18 protein-coding genes are annotated in these 19,034 nt (G+C 64.9%); 9 read left to right on the top strand and 9 right to left on the bottom strand.

What is annotated here, in order from left to right; translation table 11 throughout:
- Positions 1 to 74 precede the first annotated feature (74 nt).
- Positions 75 to 1,733 carry a long-chain fatty acid--CoA ligase gene (locus MUG95_RS13460; protein ID WP_247008639.1) on the top strand — a complete coding sequence of 553 codons (1,659 nt, stop codon included), beginning with the start codon at positions 75 to 77 and terminating at the stop codon, positions 1,731 to 1,733.
- Between the two features lie 73 nt (positions 1,734 to 1,806).
- On the opposite strand, the gene MUG95_RS13455 is transcribed toward MUG95_RS13460, so the two are convergent.
- A complete protein-coding gene (locus MUG95_RS13455) occupies positions 1,807 to 3,537 on the bottom strand; it encodes a Na+/H+ antiporter NhaC family protein (protein WP_247008637.1) in 1,731 nt (576 codons plus the stop codon).
- 203 nt (positions 3,538 to 3,740) lie between these two features.
- Positions 3,741 to 4,598, bottom strand: a complete 858-nt coding sequence (locus MUG95_RS13450; RefSeq protein ID WP_247008635.1) for an SDR family NAD(P)-dependent oxidoreductase — start codon at positions 4,596 to 4,598, stop codon at positions 3,741 to 3,743.
- A gap of 159 nt (positions 4,599 to 4,757) precedes the next feature.
- Between MUG95_RS13450 and MUG95_RS13445 the strand changes: the two genes are divergently transcribed.
- Positions 4,758 to 5,906 carry an acyl-CoA dehydrogenase family protein gene (locus MUG95_RS13445; protein ID WP_247008633.1) on the top strand — a complete coding sequence of 383 codons (1,149 nt, stop codon included), beginning with the start codon at positions 4,758 to 4,760 and terminating at the stop codon, positions 5,904 to 5,906.
- A 119-nt stretch (positions 5,907 to 6,025) separates the two neighbouring features.
- On the opposite strand, the gene MUG95_RS13440 is transcribed toward MUG95_RS13445, so the two are convergent.
- Positions 6,026 to 6,778, bottom strand: coding sequence for a DICT sensory domain-containing protein (locus MUG95_RS13440; protein ID WP_247008631.1), 753 nt, complete (start codon positions 6,776 to 6,778; stop codon positions 6,026 to 6,028).
- 223 nt (positions 6,779 to 7,001) lie between these two features.
- On the opposite strand from MUG95_RS13440, the gene MUG95_RS13435 reads away from it, so the two are divergent.
- From MUG95_RS13435 to lrpA1, 3 genes are all read left to right on the top strand, one after another.
- Entirely contained in the window at positions 7,002 to 8,915 is a 1,914-nt protein-coding gene (locus tag MUG95_RS13435) for a 2-oxoacid:acceptor oxidoreductase subunit alpha (RefSeq protein WP_247008629.1), read from the top strand.
- A gap of 2 nt (positions 8,916 to 8,917) precedes the next feature.
- Positions 8,918 to 9,853: a thiamine pyrophosphate-dependent enzyme gene (locus MUG95_RS13430; protein WP_247008627.1), complete on the top strand. Its 936-nt coding sequence runs from the start codon at positions 8,918 to 8,920 to the stop codon at positions 9,851 to 9,853.
- Positions 9,854 to 9,971: 118 nt separating this feature from the next.
- Positions 9,972 to 10,400: an HTH-type transcriptional regulator LrpA1 gene (gene lrpA1, locus MUG95_RS13425; protein WP_247008625.1), complete on the top strand. Its 429-nt coding sequence runs from the start codon at positions 9,972 to 9,974 to the stop codon at positions 10,398 to 10,400.
- A 21-nt stretch (positions 10,401 to 10,421) separates the two neighbouring features.
- On the opposite strand, the gene MUG95_RS13420 is transcribed toward lrpA1, so the two are convergent.
- Both MUG95_RS13420 and MUG95_RS13415 read right to left on the bottom strand, forming a co-directional pair.
- Positions 10,422 to 10,985: a thioredoxin family protein gene (locus tag MUG95_RS13420; RefSeq protein WP_247008623.1), complete on the bottom strand. Its 564-nt coding sequence runs from the start codon at positions 10,983 to 10,985 to the stop codon at positions 10,422 to 10,424.
- Between the two features lie 39 nt (positions 10,986 to 11,024).
- The gene (locus MUG95_RS13415) at positions 11,025 to 11,441 is read right to left on the bottom strand and encodes an EamA family transporter (protein ID WP_247008621.1); all 417 of its coding nucleotides are present in this window, start codon (positions 11,439 to 11,441) and stop codon (positions 11,025 to 11,027) included.
- A 130-nt stretch (positions 11,442 to 11,571) separates the two neighbouring features.
- Between MUG95_RS13415 and MUG95_RS13410 the strand changes: the two genes are divergently transcribed.
- Together MUG95_RS13410 and MUG95_RS13405 are read left to right on the top strand one after the other, a co-directional pair.
- Entirely contained in the window at positions 11,572 to 12,285 is a 714-nt protein-coding gene (locus MUG95_RS13410; RefSeq protein ID WP_247008620.1) for a YqjF family protein, read from the top strand.
- A gap of 53 nt (positions 12,286 to 12,338) precedes the next feature.
- The gene (locus MUG95_RS13405; RefSeq protein WP_247008618.1) at positions 12,339 to 14,036 is read left to right on the top strand and encodes an AMP-binding protein; all 1,698 of its coding nucleotides are present in this window, start codon (positions 12,339 to 12,341) and stop codon (positions 14,034 to 14,036) included.
- 331 nt (positions 14,037 to 14,367) lie between these two features.
- Here the strand turns inward: MUG95_RS13405 and MUG95_RS13400 are convergent, their stop codons facing one another.
- From MUG95_RS13400 to MUG95_RS13385, 4 genes are all read right to left on the bottom strand, one after another.
- Entirely contained in the window at positions 14,368 to 15,171 is an 804-nt protein-coding gene (locus MUG95_RS13400; RefSeq protein ID WP_372608204.1) for an energy-coupling factor ABC transporter ATP-binding protein, read from the bottom strand.
- Positions 15,172 to 15,239: 68 nt separating this feature from the next.
- On the bottom strand, positions 15,240 to 16,052 hold the full coding sequence (locus MUG95_RS13395) for an energy-coupling factor transporter transmembrane component T family protein (RefSeq protein WP_247008614.1): 813 nt from the start codon (positions 16,050 to 16,052) through the stop codon (positions 15,240 to 15,242).
- Positions 16,053 to 16,054: 2 nt separating this feature from the next.
- Positions 16,055 to 16,378 carry a cobalamin transport operon protein gene (locus MUG95_RS13390; protein ID WP_247008612.1) on the bottom strand — a complete coding sequence of 108 codons (324 nt, stop codon included), beginning with the start codon at positions 16,376 to 16,378 and terminating at the stop codon, positions 16,055 to 16,057.
- Positions 16,378 to 17,058 carry an energy-coupling factor ABC transporter permease gene (locus MUG95_RS13385; protein WP_256463855.1) on the bottom strand — a complete coding sequence of 227 codons (681 nt, stop codon included), beginning with the start codon at positions 17,056 to 17,058 and terminating at the stop codon, positions 16,378 to 16,380. The genes MUG95_RS13390 and MUG95_RS13385 overlap by 1 nt, the downstream gene beginning before the upstream one ends.
- Positions 17,059 to 17,291: 233 nt before the next feature.
- On the opposite strand from MUG95_RS13385, the gene MUG95_RS13380 reads away from it, so the two are divergent.
- Complete coding sequence (locus MUG95_RS13380; protein ID WP_247008608.1) at positions 17,292 to 17,780, top strand: Lrp/AsnC family transcriptional regulator; 489 nt, start codon at positions 17,292 to 17,294, stop codon at positions 17,778 to 17,780.
- Positions 17,780 to 18,919, top strand: coding sequence for a pyridoxal phosphate-dependent aminotransferase (locus tag MUG95_RS13375; RefSeq protein ID WP_247008606.1), 1,140 nt, complete (start codon positions 17,780 to 17,782; stop codon positions 18,917 to 18,919). The genes MUG95_RS13380 and MUG95_RS13375 overlap by 1 nt, the downstream gene beginning before the upstream one ends.
- The last annotated feature ends 115 nt before the right edge of the window (positions 18,920 to 19,034 follow it).

The raw sequence follows: 19,034 nt of genomic DNA, 5'->3' as shown, positions 1-19,034 counted from the left end.
CGGGGACGAACGCATCACAGATGTGTCATTATTTCGGGGGAACAATCATTAGCGATGCACACGAGGTGTAGCCTATGCCTGGAGGGACAGACCAGACTCTGCGACCGTTCCTGTGGCGTGCCGAGAAACTGTACCCCGATACCGAGATTGTCTCTCGTACCCACGAAGGTATCGAGCGGTACACGTACAGCGAGTACGCCGACCGGACCGCACAGCTCGCACACGCGATGGACGAGGTGGGTATCGGTGACGGCGAGCGCGTCGCCACGTTCTGTTGGAACCACCACCGTCACTTCGAGACGTACTTCGCCATCCCGACGACTGGGCGGCAACTCCACACTATCAACCCGCTCCTGCCGGACGAACACATCCAGTTCATCGTCCAGAACGCCGAGGACCGTATCATCTTCGTCGACCCGTCGCTGGCCGAGAAGTTGGCGGCGGCACACGACCCCGAAGCGTTCGAGAGCGTCGAGCAAATCGTCGTCATGGGGTCGGAGACGCCCGACCTCGGCATGAACGCTGTCGACTACGAGTCGTTCATCGACGGCCACGACACCGGGTACGACTGGCCGGTACTGGACGAAGAGCGGCCCGCCGGGATGTGTTACACGTCGGGGACGACGGGCAAGCCCAAGGGCGTCGAGTACACCCAGCAGATGCTCTGGTCACACACGATGGCGACGATGACCCCGCAGGGCCTCGGCATCGGGGACGACGAAGTGGTGATGCCCGTCGTCCCGATGTTCCACGTCAACGCGTGGGGGATGCCGTTCTCGACCACTGCGGCGGGTGCGAAACACGTCTACCCCGGCCCCTCGCCGGACCCCGAGGACATCGCGGGTCTCATCGAGGACGAGGGCGTCACCATCACGGCGGGCGTCCCGACGGTGTGGCTGGGTCTCCAGGAGTACATGCAGGCCGGTAACGACGTGGACCTCTCGACGCTCGACACGGTCATCATCGGCGGGTCCGCCGCGCCGAAGGCCATGATAGAGTGGTTCGACGACCACGGCGTCAGCGTCACGCACGCGTGGGGGATGACCGAGATGAGTCCCATCGGGAGCGTCGCCCACCTCAAAGGCGGCCTCGCGGAGGATTTGACCTACGAGGAGCAACTCGAACGCCGGGCCAAGCAGGGCCTCGTCGTCCCCGGATTGGAGTTCCGCGTCATCGACGACGACGGCAACGAGGTACCGTGGAACGGCGAGGACTTCGGCGAACTCCACGTCCGTGGCCCGTGGGTCACACAGGAGTACTTCAAGCGACCCGAAGCGAACGAGACGGACTTCGAGGGGAACTGGCTCAAGACCGGTGACGTGGTCACCGTCGACGAGGACGGCTACATCCAGATCGTCGACCGGGCCAAAGACGTCATCAAGTCGGGCGGGGAGTGGATTTCCTCGGTCGAACTGGAGAACGCAATCATGGCCCACGACGACGTGGCCGAGGCCGCCGTCGTCGGCGTCCCCCACGAGCGTTGGCAGGAACGACCCGTCGCGTTCGTCGTCCCCGGGAAAGGGGTCGACGTGGACACGCTCGAACAGAACCTCCGGGAGATGATTAGCGAGGAGTATCCGAAGTGGTGGCTCCCCGACGACTTCATCGAAATCGACGAGGTGCCCAAGACGGCGACCGGGAAGTTCTCGAAGAAGGACCTCCGGGAGGAGTACGCCCAAGAGTCACTGGTCGAAGGACAGGTGCCCGAAGAGGCCGCGCCCGACAGCGAGTGATCGGGTAGCCTCGTTCTGTCGAAGTCGGCTCGCTCGACCCACACCGAGCGCGCTCGGTGTCCGTCACCACCCCTCAGTACGGGATCACCTGGAATCCCACCGGCAGGAGGAATCCGCCGAGCAGGAATAGGAGGGCGGAGATGCCGGCCGTGCCGAGCGCGTAGGGGATCTGGGTCCGGATGTGGACCATGTGGTCGCTCCCGCTGGTCGAGGACGCCAGCACCGTCGTATCGCTGATCGGTGAGGTGTGGTCGCCGAAGATGCCACCGCTGAAGACGGCACCGAGGACCAGCGGGAGGTTCGCGCCGGTCGCGAACGCCAGCGGGACCGCGATGGGGAACATGATTCCGTAGGTCGACCACGAGGACCCGTCGGCGAAGCTGACGAAACTCGTCACGAGGAACACGCTGACTGGGATTATCCAGGCCGGTAGCCCGCCGAACACGTTGGTGACGAACGAGGCAATCCCGAGCAACGAGACTGCCTGCTGGATGGAACTCGCGAACGTCAGGATGACGGCCGCCATGAGGATGCCCTTGAACCCGACGAGTAGCGCGTCCGTGGCGTCCTTGTTCGAGGGAACATCACCGCGGAGTCGGTACAGTGCGAACGCGACCACGAGAGCAGTGAACGAGGCGACGCCGAGTTGGACGCCACCGATGTTGAACGCCCACGGCCCGCTGGGCGGGGCAACGAGTTGCCAGCCGCCCAGCGAGAAGAGCGTCGCCCCCGCCCTCCCCTCGACGAAGACGACAGGGCTGCTTCGCCAGAACATCGCGCCGAGGCCGACGACCACCATCGTCAGGAGCGGGATGGCGAAGTTCCGCCAGTCCGGCGTCGCCCCCTCGTACATCTCGTACTCGTCCATCTCTTCGGAGATCATTGGGTCGGCGTCGGGACCGAGGACGCCGTCACCAGCCCGAGCGCGCTCCTCCTCGCGTTTCATCGGCCCGATGTTGGGAACTAACTGCCAAGCAACCAGAGCCGCGATGCCCAAGGCGACCCACGAGTAGAACCCGGTGAACAGTGTGTTGAAGAACAACGGCCAGACGGCCCCCGTCGCGGCACTGACGCTCTCGCCCCCGGTGCTGACGAAATCGGCCATCCGGCTCGGAAGCAGGCCCTGCTTGTGTGCCTCGGTGAGCCCGCCGCCGATGAATCCGACCATCGCCGCGCCCCACGTCGAGTAGAAGGCCAGTCTGGCGGCCGGGGACCCGGCCGAATCGACGTAGTACGCGAGTTTCGCCCGCGAAACGTCGTAGGCGTCGGTGAGCGGGCGCATCATCGACCCGACCACGAGGCAATTGAAGTAGTCGTCTATGTGGATGGCGATGCCCGCCAGGAACGCCGCCTTCTCGGCGTCGGCCGCGGATTCGACCCGCGACGTCAGCACCTCGAGGACGCCCTGAATCGCGCCCGCGCGAATCATCAAGCCGATCATCCCGCCGATGGCGAAGATGGCGAGCAACACGTTCTCGACGTACCACGCGCCGAACATCGGCGCGGTGGCCATGATCTCGGGGACGAGCTTCAACCCGAACAACGCCCCGAGCACGACACCGCCGACGCCGATGGTCCACGGATCGCCGTCGTCTTGGGGACTCATCGTTCCGAGGTCGCCGCCGACCGTCACCAGATCGGACGGCACCCCGACCGCCTGCGGGTGGAGCGCGCCCAGAATCACGCCCGCGGCGACGATCCCCGTGAACAGTCCAATCAGTGCGTCCCGCGTGTACCAGGCCAGACTGATCGCGAGTAACGCGGGAACTATCGACCACGGTCCCGCCGCGACGCCCTGTACCATATCCCCTATTTATCCATGTCTGGTTTATTCACTCTGGTATCCATTATTCTAGAGCAGAGAGCACTTCGGCTTCGGACTCCGACCGGAATCGCCACACACCGCCCGAGTCGACCGACCGTGGTCCGGGAAGTGGTTGTTCTACTAACGTAACGGGAGGGCGATAGGATACGGGAGCCGACAGTGGAACGCGAACCGTCGGGGTGTCAACCCAGCAGTTCGTCGAACCGCTCGCTCAGTTTCTCGACGGTCCAGCCCTCGGAATCGACCATCGAGTTCTCGTCTTCCGGGTCGGCCACCAGCGACACCATGTCGCCCTGTGCGCGGACGGTCTTGCCGTTGACGCCCTCGGCGGCCTCGCTGACGAGGTAGCCGACGACGGGCGCGACCTTCTCCGGCGGGAAGTCGTCCTCGCCGAAGGGCTGGTGAGGCATGTCCTCGATCATCCGGGTGTAGGCGATGGGCAAGAGCGCGTTCGCGCGGGCGTCGAAACGGGGCAACTCCGCGGAGGCGGTGCGTATCAGCCCCAGCACGCCGGCCTTGGCGGCCGAGTAGTTGGCCTGCCCGGCGTTACCCAGTGCCGAGGGGCTGGTGACGCCGACGAACGCACGCTCGCGGTCGGCATCGTCGGCCGTCTCGTCCCAGTGGCGCGCGAGGTTCCGGAGCAGGGCGAAGTGGCCCCGCAGGTGCACGTCGATTACCGTGTCCCAGTCGTCACCGGTCATCTCCGTCAGGTAGGCGTCCCGCAGGACGCCAGCGAAGTTGACGGCGGCGTCGACACGGCCGTACTCGGCCACCGTATCGGCGATCAGCTCCTCAGTGTAGTCGAGTTCGGTCACGTCCCCGAAATGCGCCATGGCAGTCCCACCAGCGTCGCGAATCGCCGCCACGGTCTCGGCTGCGGGTTCCTCGCTCGCGCCGTCGCCCTGCAACGAGGTCCCGAGGTCGTTCACGACGACCGTCGCGCCCTCACTAGCCAGGTGCTCGGCCGTCGCCTCGCCCAGACCGCGGCCGCCACCAGTCACGATACAGACCGTCCCGTCGAGCGGACCTGTGTCCGTCATTACCGGAGTCGGCGTTCGACTCCGTGATAGGAGTGTCGACAGCGACGCGTCCCGGTACGCTGGGCACCCGCACGGGCGACGGAAGAAACTCGAACTTAGTTTACAATTTACAATGTTCCAGTCTGTTTTTGTTTGTGCAGCCCTTGTTAACTTCCGGTCATGGAACTGCTAACGGAAGACGTGGTGCCGGAGGGTGCCCGCGACGTCAAACAGGAGGCCCGGGAGTTCGCGGCGGAGCACATCGAGCCGGCGGCGGCGGACTACTACGAATCCGGCGAGTACCCGTGGGAGATACTGGAGGCGGGGATGGACGCCGGCCTCGTCGCACAGGACATCTCCGAGGAGTACGGCGGCCGCGGCCTCTCGCTGACGGAGATACTGGCGATGGCTGAAGAGTTCTATCGTGCCGACGCCGGTATCGCGCTGACGCTCCAGTTGGCGAGTTTCGGTGCGGAAATCACGGACGAATACGGGTCCGAGGAGCAGAAGGAACGGCTCCTCCGGCCCGTCGCGGAGAACGAGCAGATAACCGGCCTCGCGGTGTCCGAACCCGAGACGGGGAGTGATCTCGCGGGGATGCAGACCACCGCCGAGAAGGACGGCGACGAGTACGTCCTGAACGGCGAGAAGTACTGGGTCGGCAACGGCGTGGAGGCGGACTGGGTGACACTCTACGCGAAAACGGACGACGACGAGGACAACCGCTACGGCAACTACTCGCTGTTCGCCGTCCCCACCGACACCGACGGCTACGACGCCGAACACATCCCCGAGAAGATGGGCTTTCGCGCCTCGAAGCAGGCACACATCGAACTGAACGACGCGCGCGTCTCCGAGGAGAACCTCATCGGGACGGAGGGCGCGGGGTTCTACATGCTCGCCGACTTCTTCAACCACGGGCGCGTCGTCGTCGGCGGGCACGGCCTCGGCCTCGCGACGGCGGCCATCGAGGAGGCACACGAGTTCGTCCACGGACGGACGGCGTTCGGCCGGGACGTGAGCGAATTCCAGAAGGTCCAACACACGCTCGCTGACATGCGGACCGAGTTCGAGAGCGCGCGCGCACTGAACTGGCGGGCGGCGAAGAAGGTTACAGACCACGACAACGCGGGACTGTGGGCCGCGATGGCGAAAGTCAAATCCACCGAGACGGCGACGATGTGTGCCGAGCGCGGGATGCAACTCCACGGCGGCCGGTCGGTGCTGACCGAGAACCGCATCGCCCGCGTCTACCGGGACGTGCGCATCCCCGTCATCTACGAGGGTGCCAACGAGATACAGCGCAACCTCGTCTACGGGCAGTGGTAGACAACAAGAGCCGTCCGTAGCGTCGGCAGTCCGGTGAACGGCGGAGGGCCGACACGCTCCCGTCCGATGCCCCCTTTCGTGCCGATACCCGGCCGGTCGCAGTCACGTCGCCCGGTCGGTCACTGTTCGACGGCCCCGTAGGTCGATTCGAGGTAGTCGAGAATCCAGTCGACCGTATCCGGGTCGTACGTCCAGAAGCCGTAGAACTGCCGCGGCTCGCGTTCTTCCGCCAGCAGGGCGCACTTGTTGTCCGTCGCGTTCGCGGTGTCGCCGCGCCCGGCGGCGGACTCACCGCCGTCGAAGACCACGAACCACGACTCCTCTATCTCGCTCGCCCGCTCGATGTGGAGCGTGAGGCCCTCGTTCTCCGGCGGGTCCTCGTCGGGCGCGCCGTACGCGTGGATGTCGAGGTCCTTCGACGCCAGTCGTTCGTAGACAGGGAGTTCGCCCCGGAGCGTCGAGAGGTACTGGAAGCCGGCGTGGACCGTCCCCTCACCGACCCGCCACGCCCGGTCCTCGATTTCACGGGACGCCTGGACCATTTGCTCGATGCTCCACGACGTGAACATCGTATCGTCCATGTGGTCCAGAATCGGACGGTACGGGCTGTCAGAGAGGCCCATTGCCGCGTCCGTCTCCGCCAGCATCTGCTCGAGGTCGCTCAACGACGTGGCCGTCAGTACCTCACCGTTCTCGCTGAGCGTGACGAACTCACCGGGCTTTCCGCTCGGCGTGGACTCGCTCGTGACGGTGACGTTCCGGTCGGCGAAACGCTCGCGTAGTTCGGAGAGAACCGCGTCCTCCTCCGCGTTGAACACAGTAAGCGTCTTCTCGTGTTCCTCGACACCAGCGATGAGTTCCGATAGGGACATTCGCCTCGCCTGAGACTCGGCCTCCGTCCTTTTATGCGTTGCGAGGGTTCGGACCACCGAGCGACCACAACCGCGTGACGCCGCGGTGAAATCTTCCGACTGTCCCGGGGCACGATCGTCCGTCGCAATGCTCATCATTAATGTATGTGAACACGTAGCAAACTCTTTTGTCTCGGCGGGTAGTTTCTCCAATACGGCGGCCGTTTCCGGCCGATGATTTACCATGACAGACAGGGAACTCATGTGGCGAATCGCAGGCGGTTCCGGGGACGGAATCGACTCGACGAGCCAGAACTTCGCCAAGGCGTTGATGCGGGCCGGGTTGTGCGTGTTCACGCATCGGCACTACCCGTCCCGAATCCGTGGTGGACACACGTACGTCGAAGTTCGGGCAGACGATGCCCCCGTACGCTCGCGTGGCAACGGCTTCAATTTCCTGCTGGCACTGGGCGACAGTTTCGCCCGAAACCCGCAGGCAGACCACGACACGATTTACGGCAACGAGGAGGTGAAACCGCTGGCCGAGAACCTCGACGAGCTCAACGAGGGCGGCATCATCGTCTACGACGAGGGCCTCCTCGACGAGGAGACACTGGCGGCGGCGGGCGTCGACCTCGAAGCGCGCGCCGAGGAGAACGACTGGCACGTCTACCCGCTGGACTTGCGTGGATTGGCGCGAGAACACGGCCGCGAGGTGATGCGCAACACCGCCGGCGTCGGGGCGACGGCCGCACTGCTCGACATGGACCTCGACCACATCGAGAGCCTCATGGAGGACGCCATGTCCGGGGAGATACTGGAGGCGAACCTCGAAATCCTCGAAACCGCCTACGAGTCGGTGAAAGCCGACTACGAGTTTACCCACGACTGGCGCGCGCCGACGGGCGACCACGACGAGCAACAGGTCCTCATGTCCGGGTCCAACGCCATCGCTTACGGTGCGATGGACGAGGGCTGCCGGTTCATCTCCGGGTACCCGATGACCCCGTGGACCGACGTGTTCACCATCATGTCACAGCACCTCCCGGCAGTCGGCGGCGTCTCCGAGCAAGTCGAGGACGAAATCGCCGCTGCCGCGCTCGCGCTCGGAGCCTCGCACGCCGGTGTAAAGGCGATGTCCGGGTCCTCGGGAGGCGGGTTCGCGCTGATGTCCGAGCCGCTGGGACTCGCGGAGATGACCGAGACACCGCTCGTCCTCGTCGAAGCGATGCGTGCCGGGCCGTCGACGGGGATGCCGACCAAACCCGAACAGTCCGACCTCGAACACGTCCTCTACACGAGTCAAGGCGACTCGACGCGCGTCGTGTTCGCGCCGGCCAACATCCGGGAGTCCTACGAGCAGACGCGGACTGCCTTCCAGGTGGCCTACAACTACCAGATTCCGGTCGTCGTCGTCTACGACCAGAAGATACAGGGCGAACTCCGGAACGTCGACGAAGCCTTCTTCGACCGGGAACCGAACCCCGACTTGGGAGCGACGCTCACCGAGGACGAAATCGCCGAGGCCGCCCACCACTCATCGGGGAAGTTCCAGCGGTTCCGACACGACCCCGAGAACGGCGTCAGTCCGCGGTCCATCCCCGGCCAGCAAGGAGGGCGGTTCCTCGCGACGGGGAACGAACACAGTCCGGAGGGACACATCAGCGAGAGTCCCACGAACCGCGTCGCACAGGTGAACCGACGGCTCGGGAAACTCGACACCATCCGGTCGGAACTCGACGAACGCGACCACAGCCACCAGACGACCCACGGCCCCGCCGACGCCGAGTACGGCATCATGACGTGGGGGAGCCAGCAGGGGACCGTCTTCGAGGCGGTGGACCGCCTCCGGGAGGCGGGCCACTCGGTGAAGGCACTCGGCGTCAGCGACCTGATGCCGTACCCCGAGGCGGAAGTGACCGAGTTCGTCGAGAGCGTCGAGGAGTGTCTGGTGGTCGAGATGAACGCGACGGCGCAGTTCCGTGGCCTCACCCAGAAGGAACTCGGGCGGTTCGGCCCGAGACTGGCCAGCCTCCTCAAGTACAACGGCGAACCCTTCGAGCCACGGGAAGTGGTCGAGGGGTTCGAGACGAGCATCGACGGGGAGAGCACGCTCCCCCACGAGAGCATGAAGTTCGTGCCCGCGGCAGGTGACTGACAATGAGTGTATTCAGTGCAATCGACGACGACCGAGAGATAGACCAAGAAGAGTTCACGCCCGGCATCGAGCCACAGGCGACGTGGTGTCCGGGGTGTGGCGACTTCGGCGTCCTGAAGGCACTGAAACAGGCCATGCCCGACGTGGGCCGGACGCCCGACGAGACGCTGTTGGTGACCGGCATCGGCTGTTCCGGCAAACTCTCCTCGTACTTCGAGAGTTACGGCTTCCACTCGATTCACGGGCGGTCGCTCCCGGTGGCGCGGGCGGCGAAACTCGCCAATCCCGGCCTCGAAGTCATCGCTGCGGGCGGTGACGGCGACGGCTACGGTATCGGCGGCAACCACTTCATGCACACCGCCCGCGAGAACCACGACATCACCTACATCGTGTTCAACAACGAGATATTCGGGCTGACCAAGGGTCAGACTTCGCCCACCAGTCCGAAGGGCCACAAGTCGAAGACCCAACCCCACGGGAGTGCCAAAGACCCGGTTCGTCCGCTGTCGCTGTCGCTGACCTCGGGGTCTTCCTACGTCGCCCGGACGGCCGCCGTCAACCCCAATCAGGCCCGCGAGATTCTCGCCGAAGCCATCGAACACGACGGGTTCGCCCACATCGACTTCCTCACGCAGTGTCCCACGTGGAACAAGGACGCCAAGGAGTACGTCCCGTACGTCGACGTACAGGACTCCGAGGACTACGACTTCGACGTGACGGACCGTCGGGAAGCCGCCGACATGATGTTCGAGGCGGAGAGCAAACTGCACGAGGGGGAGGTCCTGACGGGGCGGTTCTACGTCGACGGCGACCGGCCGTCCTACGGCGCGGAGAAACGGGCGGTCGGCGAGATGCCGGAGGAACCGCTGGCCGAGCGGTACTTCGACGAGGACGCCGAGTGGGAGCGGTCGGCCGACTTGCTCCATCACCACCGCTAATCGCCGGTTCCGGGCGTCTGAGCGGTACACCCGTCACCGGCCCAATGCTGGTACTCGGTTCGTGACGACTGTTTTCGGGTTCGGAAGATATTTTTTCACGGACCCAAAAGTAGTGTGCATGGCCGCCGAGTCAACGGAGGAACGCATCCTCTCTGTCCTCGAAGAGGACGCGCAGGCCTCCTACGCAGAGATAGCAGACCGGGCAAACGTGTCGAAGCCGACGGTCCGAAAGTACATCCAACGGCTGGAGGACGAGGGCGTCATCGTCGGGTACTCCGCCGACGTGGACCCGAAGAAACTCTCCTCGAAATCCATCGCCATCGTCGGTATCGACGTGGAGAGCGAACGGTACGTCGAGGTGACACGCACGCTCAAGGGTATCGACGAGATAGAGGCACTGTACACGTCGAGCGGTGACCACACGCTGATGGCGGAGGTCCACGCGTCCGACGGGGACGCGCTGGGCGACGTCATCAACGACGAAATCGTCTCGCTCGACGGCGTCGCCGCCGCCCACCCCTCCTTCCTGCAGGAACGGCTGAAGTAGTTCCGTCCGGCAGTCTGTTCGTCAGTCTCGCCACTTTATCGAGCAGCCACGGCTCGGCCGGAACTCGTCGTCTATCTCCTCCCCGGCGAGCAGTCGGTCGATGATGTCCCGCATCTCCATCTCGGTCGGTTCCTCGTCGGGATTCGTCGCGTCGTCCAGCCGGCCGTGATAGACGAGTTCGAACTCGCCGTCCGCGTTTTCGAACAGGAACGGGTCGGGCGTGCAGACGGCTCCGTAAGCCTCGGCGACGGCCTGTGACTCGTCCCGGAGATAGGCGTCGTACTCGATGGTGCCATCGGCGACGAGTTCCTGCATGCGCTCGAACGAGTCGTCGGGGTACTCTTCCGCGTCGTTCGGGTTGATACCCACGACGGCTACGTCGTCGTACGTCTCGGCGATGTGGTTGAGTTCGTCGAACTTGGCCTTGGCGTACGGGCAGTGGTTGCAGGTAAACACGACCAAGAGAGCGTCCCTGTCGGCGAAGTCCGCGAGGGAGTAAGACTCATCGCTGGCGGCGGGGAGTTCGAAGTCCGGTGCCGATTCGCCGCGAGCGATGGCGTCGTCTTCGGAATCGAGTGCGACCATGACGGGCCTCACTACAGTCGGGACGGGCAAAAACGTACCCTACTCCACGGAGGTGAGATACACCGCGACGACGGCGAGAGCGACGCCGGCCGCCTTCCGTGCCGTGAGCGGTTCGTCGAGGAACGCGATGCCGACGATGGAACTGGTGGCGATGAACATCCCGAAGATGGGGACGACGACGCTCACCGGCCCCGCCGCCAACGCCCGGTAATACGAGACGATGCCGACAGTCAGCGCGACGCCCGCACCGTAGGCGTAGATGGCCCGGTCGTGTGTCAGGTATGGCGCGACAGACACGTCCGAGACGAGGATGATGCCGACAGCGGCGAGGACTAAAATCCCGTTCGAGACCAGCAACACCACGTCGCTCGGGATGTCGGCCGTGGCGAGTTTCACGAACGGAGGGACCAGCGTGTACGCGACGAGAGCCAGCAGTGCCCACAGGAGATAGCGCATATCCGGACCGTGATTCGGGCCACCCTAAGCAGTTGCGGGCCGGAACAGTCGCGGGTGACCAGCGGCGAGCAGTCCCGGGGCACCCCGCCGGGACCGACAGGTGAAAACCCCTCGAACACGTACCGTAGATATGTTCAGTCCGTCGTTGCTGTCGATGCGCTGGGCGGACGTGCTGTTCGCACACTGGGCCGTCGACCCGGCAGTGGTCGAGGAGAGTCTCCCCGAGGGTCTCTCGGCGGACACGTACGACGGCGACGCCTACCTCGGCGTCGTCGGCTTCCAGATGGAAGACATCCGGCCACGTGGGGCACCAATCGGACGGTCCTTCCCCGAACTGAACCTCCGGACGTACGTGACTGGACCGAACGGGCCGGGCATCTACTTCTACAACCTGGACGCCGACGACGGACTGAGCGTCGGCGTCGCCCGTCGAGTGTTCAACTTGCCGTACTACCGCGCCGCGATGTCCGTCGAAGGGACCGGCGACGGCATCCGACTCCGCAGTCAGCGGACCCACGACGGCGTCCCGGCGGCGGATTTCGATGCGACGTATCAGCCGACGGGCGACCCGACGCCGGCCGACCCGGGCACGCTCGATGCGTTCCTGACCGAGCGGTATCGCTTCTACGCCGCCTCGGACGGGGGCACGCTGTACGCCGGCCCGGTCGAGCATCCGCCGTGGGACCTGCAATCGGCGGCCCTGACGATACGCGAGAACGACCTGTTTCAGGCCAACGGGTTCGACCACCCCGGTGGCGACCCGCTGGTTCACTACAGCCCCGGCGTCGACGTGCGGGCGAGTCTGATTCGTCCGGTCGGGTCGTCGCTCCCGATTCCGCCGTGAGTAGCGGGTCGCGACCCGAAAGGTGAAATCACCCGGCGTTCCACCACTCCCGTATGCCATGGACGGTGATGCCGGACTTCGACTCCTACGAGGCGGCCCGCGAGGAGTTCTCGTGGGACCTCCCCGAATCGTTCAATCCGGCGGTGGACTTTCTGCGGAAACACGGCGAGGCGTCGGAGACACCCCGTGGAGAGGGCGACGCCACCGGACGGGACCGGACCGCGCTCGAACAGGTCTACCCCGACGGTCGCCGCGAGTCGTTCACCTTCCGCGAACTCGACGAGCGGTCGGACAGGCTCGCCGCGGGGCTCTCCGAGTTGGGTGTCGGGCCGGGTGACCGCGTGGGCGTCGTCGTCCCGCAGAAGCCACAGAACCCGCTCACGCATCTGGCCAACTGGAAACTCGGGGCGGTGTCGCTCCCACTGACGGTGCTGTTCGGCGAGGACGCACTCCAGTACCGCCTCGCGGACGCGGGTGCGAATACGGTTGTCATCGACCCGGCCGTGCGCGAGGAAATCGCGGCCATCCGCGACGACTGCCCGGCTCTCGACGACGTGGTGGAAATCGAGACGAGCGACCCAGCGGACGACATCCGGGCGTTCGAGGACGTGTTGGCGGCACCCGGAACCGAGGTCGCGGCCCACGACGCGACGCCGGAGACGGAGACGGCCATCATGTACACGAGCGGGTCCACCGGGCCGCCGAAGGGCGTTCTCCACTCGCACGCGCTCTGGTTGGGGCGTGCGGCCGCCGCGTACAACTACTTCGACCAGGGCCTCGGCCCGGACGTGACGGTGTGGACGCCCGCGGACTGGGCGTGGGGCGCGGCACTCGGCGGGACGCTGTTCGCCACGTGGCACCACGGCGGGACGATGGTCGGCTACCCGGCCGAGGGGTTCGACGCCGAGACGGCCTTCGAGTTGCTCGCGGACTTCGACGTGACCCACTCGTTCATGCCGCCGACGGCACTCCGGATGTTGATGGAAGTCGACGACCCCGCCGGAACCTACGACTTGGACGTGCAGGCGTTCGCCGCGGCAGGGGAGCCGTTGACGCCGGAAATCGTCACGTGGGTCCGGGAGGCGTTCACCGACGTGTCCATCAACGAGTTCTACGGACAGACGGAACTCAACCTCGCCGTCGGCAATTCGGGCCAGTGGTTCGACACGCGTCCGGGGAGCATGGGCAAACCCCTGCCGGGGTACGACTTCGCCATCCTCGACCCGGAGGCCGCCAGCGCGGGCGAAGTCGAGCGGCTCGGGACCGGCGAGACGGGCGAAATCGCGCTTCGCCCGCACGACCGGCGCGTGTTCTTCGACGAGTACTGGAAGATGCCCGAGAAGACCGCCGCCAAACAGGTCGGGGAGTGGTTCCTGACCGGGGACCTCGCGGAGCGCGGCGAGGACGGCTACGTCCGGTTCAAATCGCGGAAGGACGACGTCATCATCACCGCCGGGTACCGCGTCGGCCCGATGGAAGTCGAGGAGACCATCCTCGAACACCCCGACGCGGTGCAGGCCGGCGTCGTCGGCGTCCCCGACGAGACGCGGGGAGAAATCATCAAGGCGTTCGTCGAACCGGCGGCGGGCGTCGCGGAGACCGACGACCTCCGCGCGGAGATACAGGAACTGGTCCGTGACCGCCTGGCGGAGTACGAGTACCCGCGGGAAATCGAGTTCGTGGACGAACTGCCACAGACAACGACCGGGAAGATACGGCGGTTGGAACTGCGCGAACGCGAGGCCGAGTGACCGCCGAGGGCGGAGGCTTCGGGGTGAGCGTCGAAGCCCGATATGCAGGGCGGCGGTGGAACCGTCGGCGTCCGCGGGCGATGACACCAGTGACGTGAGAGCCCTGTTTCCGTGTGGATGCCTCCGTTGAGTTTTAATCTGCTGATATATTTTTCGAGGTCTCACTGAAGACGGAGCGCGAATCCCGCGCGGTCGCAACTCGAAGATCAGAGCTAACGGGAGCCCCAGTACGATGCTGCCCCCGCGATATCGGGCAGGAAGACCGCTCATACGGACCGCAGGCTCCTGCTCTCGCCCTGACGAGGGTGGTGGGAGCGAATCCGGAAGAGCGTCAGACGTCTTCTGCCTCTTCGAATCGGGGGGTTCGTTTGGCGTCTGAATCACCGGCTCCCGCGAGAAGCGCGACGAGATCGGCTTCCGTTACTGGCCGTGCGGTCGAATCCAATCCTACATCGCGAACCACACGAACGGCACTGGGTGGGTGAAGGTTCGCTTCGGCTAGCAGCGTATCGTCGTAGAACACCGTCCGTGGCGTGCCACTCCCGACGATGTTTCCGTCGACCATCACACAGACACGGTCTGCAACTTCGGCGGCGAATTCGAGGTCGTGTGTCGACAGGACGACACTGATACCCTCTTGGTGAATCTGCTCGATTCGATCGGCAACCAGATCGGAGCGCTCCGGGTCAAGCCCTGCGAGTGGTTCGTCCAGCACGACCACGCTCGGTTCGAGGACGAGCACGCCGGCGAGGCCGACGAGGCGTTTCTCGCCACCGCTCAGGTAGTGAGGGATCCGGTCTTCGAGGTGGCTCGCGTCGACGGTCGCGAGTGCCTCACGAGCGCGCTCTCTCGCTTCGTCACTGGGGACGCCGTAGTTCTGGAGGCCGAACATCACGTCATCGAGGACCGTGGGCGCGACGAGTTGCGTATCGGCGTCCTGGAAGACGAAGCCGACTTCCCTCCGTGCGTGTGCCTTGTTGTCTTCGGTGATCGACGTGCCGTCGACGACGAGTTCGCCGTCGTCGGGAACGAGCGTCGCGTTCAGGTGTTCGAGGAGTGTCGACTTCCCGGCACCGTTGCCGCCGACGAGTACGACGACTTCGTCGGGGTACACCGAGAAGTCGACGTCGTGCATGCCGACCGTCCCGTCGGGGTAGGTGTGGGCCTCACACTGGAGATCAACCAGCGGTGAATCGTCTCGACTCACAGTCTCACCCCGTAGACCGCGACTGCCGCGTAGCCGACGACAGCGAGATACGACCCGGCAACGATGAGTAGTTCGTGGATCGGTGGCCGCGAGACGTCGCCGTACAGCGTGATGTCGCCGTTGTAGCCACGGGCTTCCATCGACTTGACGAGTCGTTCGGACTGCTCGATCGCCGACAATATCGTCATTCCGAGGATTCTGGCGTACAGTCGCTTGTTCGACCAGAAATCCGAGAAGTTCGCCCCCCGGGAGAGTGCGGCTTTCACCAAGTCTTCGAGCGTCTCGAGCATCACGAACGTGAACCGGTAGGTGAGCAACGCGACCTGGTCGATCGGTCGCGGCAGCAACCTCCCGATCATGTACGCGACGTCGGTGTATTTTGTCGTCATCGACGCCGTCAGGGCGAACGTGACCACCGTGAGTGACCGACAGGCGAGTTCCCCGAAGAGGACGAGCCCCGCCCACGTGACCGAAAGTTCACCGACCGGTGTCGAGAGCGCGCCGCCGACAGGCGTCCCCGGTTCGAGAAACGCCAGCGGCCCGGCGACCGAGACGATGAAAAGCATCGGGAGCGTGTACCAGCCAGCTAGCCGTCGATATGGCATCCCCGCGAGTCCATAGACCACCAGTACGGCTCCGTACAGTCCCGCAAGGAGCGCGAGGCGGTCGAACACCGTGACGGCGAGGACGAGTGCGCCGACGACGCCGACCTTCGTCCATGGATTGACGCGGTGCAACGGTCCGTCTCGCCGTTCGGCGAACGCCGTGATGAGCCGCGGGTCGGGAACGTGATTCGAGAGTGTCGTCACGGTTACCGAGCCGGGCGTTCTCCGTCCTCGAGGCCGCCGTAGCGGTCGACGTAGACGTACAGCCCGATACCGAGGACAACTAGCACGAGGACGAGCGCGCCGAATTCGAGCATCAGCCCGCCGTTCCGAATGGGGCCGGCCACCACGATACCGCGGCCGAAGTCGACGAGCGAACCGCCGCCCTCCTGCACACCGCGCTGGAGGGCCTTCGCAGAGCGTTTAGCCCACGGCAGGGCACCGCCGGTCGCGGTGAAGCCCCAGTACCCAGCGGCGAGAAAGGCAGCGAAGAGGCCGGCCAGGCCACCGTACTGCTTCCAGTGTTGCATCAGGCGGTCACCCCAGTCGGTTCCTCCTGGGTGTCACGGTCGGCGAGGCCGACGAGGTCGGGACGAACGGAGGCGAGGAATTGAACGATAAAGCCCGTCAGGATCCCCTCGATGACGGCGACACCGAGGTTGAGCCCCACGAGACCGGCGACGGCAATCGTCAGGTCACTACGCGGCAGCGCGCTCCCGTTCACGCCGCTGACGACGATAATCGCCCCCATCAGGAACGCGCCTGCTGAGAGGCCGAGTGTCGCGGCACCCGCGCTGGCGGGGAAGACGTCCCAGTCCATCCCCATCAGCGTCTTAAACGCGTAGTAGGCGACGATAGCTTCACTCGCGTTGACAAGCGTATTCGCCCCAAGCAGGCCGACTGCACCGTGGCCGAGGGCTGCCGAGAAGATGTTCACGACCAGTGCGATGAGTGCCCCGAGCAGCGGCCCGGCGAGGATTCCGACGAGGCCGGTGAGGTTCATGTGGATGCCGCCCCAGATGGGGATGTTCAGCTGGAACACCGCGAAACTTGCTGCAGCACCGATCCCAGCTAGAGCGATCTGATGCGGTTTGATGCCGCCACGTCGGACGCGGTGGACGACCGCGGCAATGAAAGTCACACCGAGAGCGGTCCAAAGTGCCAGTGCCCATAGCGGGAACGAACCTTCGCCGAGATGGATGTGTGCCATCAGTTATTAAGATCAAATTCTAAAATAATAAAATTGGCTATTTCAGACTTAGCTGTTGTTAACACGAGATTGAAAGGGTCAGACAGTCGCTGGTACCACTATGACTGTCGAGTTGAGATCATTCGTCCTGCTGAACTCACCCTCTGTATGCAGCGAGCGTTTCCCGTCCAAGGATTTCGACGGAGCCGCGCAGATGTAGCAAGCCTTTAGTCCGCGCCCGGGTGGGGTATAGTATGAGCAGTCGCGGCGAGATTCTGGCGATACTGCGAGAGAACGCGCGCACGTCGACGGAGGATATCGCGCGCCAGACGGGGGCGGACCCCGAAGAAGTCGAGGCAGTCATCGCCGACCTCGAAGCCGAGAGCGTCATCTGTGGGTACCAAGCCATCGTCGACTACGGCGAACTCGAAGACGAGAAGGTCCGCGCGCTCGTCGAACTCAACGTGACGCTCGACCGCGAGACGAGTTACCGGGACATCGCCGACCGACTGGCGAAGTTCCCCGAAGTGACCTCGCTCCGTCTCGTCAGCGGTGACTACGACTTCGACATGTCGGTCGAAGGCGACTCGATGAGCGAGGTGTCGCGGTTCATCAGCGAACAGGTCGCGCCGGTCCCCGAGATAACCCAGACGGTCACCCACTACGTGATGGAGGCCTACAAGGAGCGGGGCATCGAGTTCGGCGACGGCGACGACGAGGACAGACTGTCGGTCTCACCATGATGGAGGTTTCGGACCGCGTCGACAGCGTGCCGCCGTCCGGCATCCGACGCTTCTTCGAGCTCGCCGAGGAGATGGACGACATCATCTCGCTGGGCGTGGGTGAGCCGGACTTTTCCGCACCGTGGAGTGCCCGCGACGCCGCTATCGGCTCGCTCGAACGGGGACAGACCTCCTACACCGCCAACCGCGGCAAGAAGGAACTCCGGGAGGCCATCGCCGCCGACCAACGGAACCGCTACGGCCTCGACTACGACCCCGACGAGGAAATCGTCGTCACCGCCGGGGCGAGCGAGGCACTCGACCTCGCGTTCCGCGCGCTGGTCGACCCCGGCGACACGGTGGCAGTGGTACAGCCGTCCTACGTCTCGTACGTCCCGGGCGTCATCTTCGCGGGCGGTGACCCGCTCCCGGTGCCGACCCGGGCCGAAGACGAGTTCAAGCTAACCTACGAGGTGTTGGCGGAGTCGGGCGCGGCCGAGGCCGACGCCCTCGTGTACTGCTACCCGAACAACCCCACCGGGGCGACGATGACCGGCGACGAACTGGCGGAGGTAGCCGAGTTCTGCCGGGAACACGACCTCGTGGTCCTCTCCGACGAGATATACTCGGAGTTGACCTACGAGCACGACCACACGTCCATCGCCACGCTCCCGGGAATGGCCGAGCGGACGATCGTGTTCAACGGCTTCTCGAAGGCCTACGCGATGACCGGCCTCAGACTCGGTTACGCGATGGGGCCGCCCGAGGCCATCGCGGGGATGAACCGCATCCACCAGTACACGATGCTGTCGGCACCGACGACGGCACAGTACGCGGCCCTAGACGCGCTCCAGAACTGCGACGACGACGTACAGCAGATGGTCGGGGAGTACGACCGCCGCCGGAAGTTCGTCCTCTCACGGTTCGAGGAGATGGGGCTGGACTGCTTCGACGCCGCGGGCGCGTTCTACGCGTTCCCCGAGTGTCCGGGGGACGACGCCGAGGCGTTCGCGGAGGAGTTGCTCCGCGAGGAACGCGTCGCCGTGGTTCCCGGGACAGCGTTCGGCGAGGGCGGTGACGGCCACCTCCGCGTCTCCTACGCGACGGGGTTGGGCCAACTCAAGCAGGCGATGGCCCGCATCGAGTCGTTCATCTCCTGACCCGAGCCGTAGCGTTTCCTGTACAGTGATATAATTCGGAACAAACGGTGCTTACGAGCGAGAATACAGAGTCTTATCGGGCGAAGCAGTTGGACGCTTGTGAGGATATTCCCGG

Origin of the sequence: Halorientalis litorea (assembly GCF_023028225.1) — an archaeon.
Taxonomy (GTDB): Archaea; Halobacteriota; Halobacteria; order Halobacteriales; family Haloarculaceae; genus Halorientalis; species Halorientalis litorea.
The sequence above is the reverse complement of the archived record's forward strand: the minus strand, read 5'-3'. Positions and strand labels throughout refer to the sequence as shown.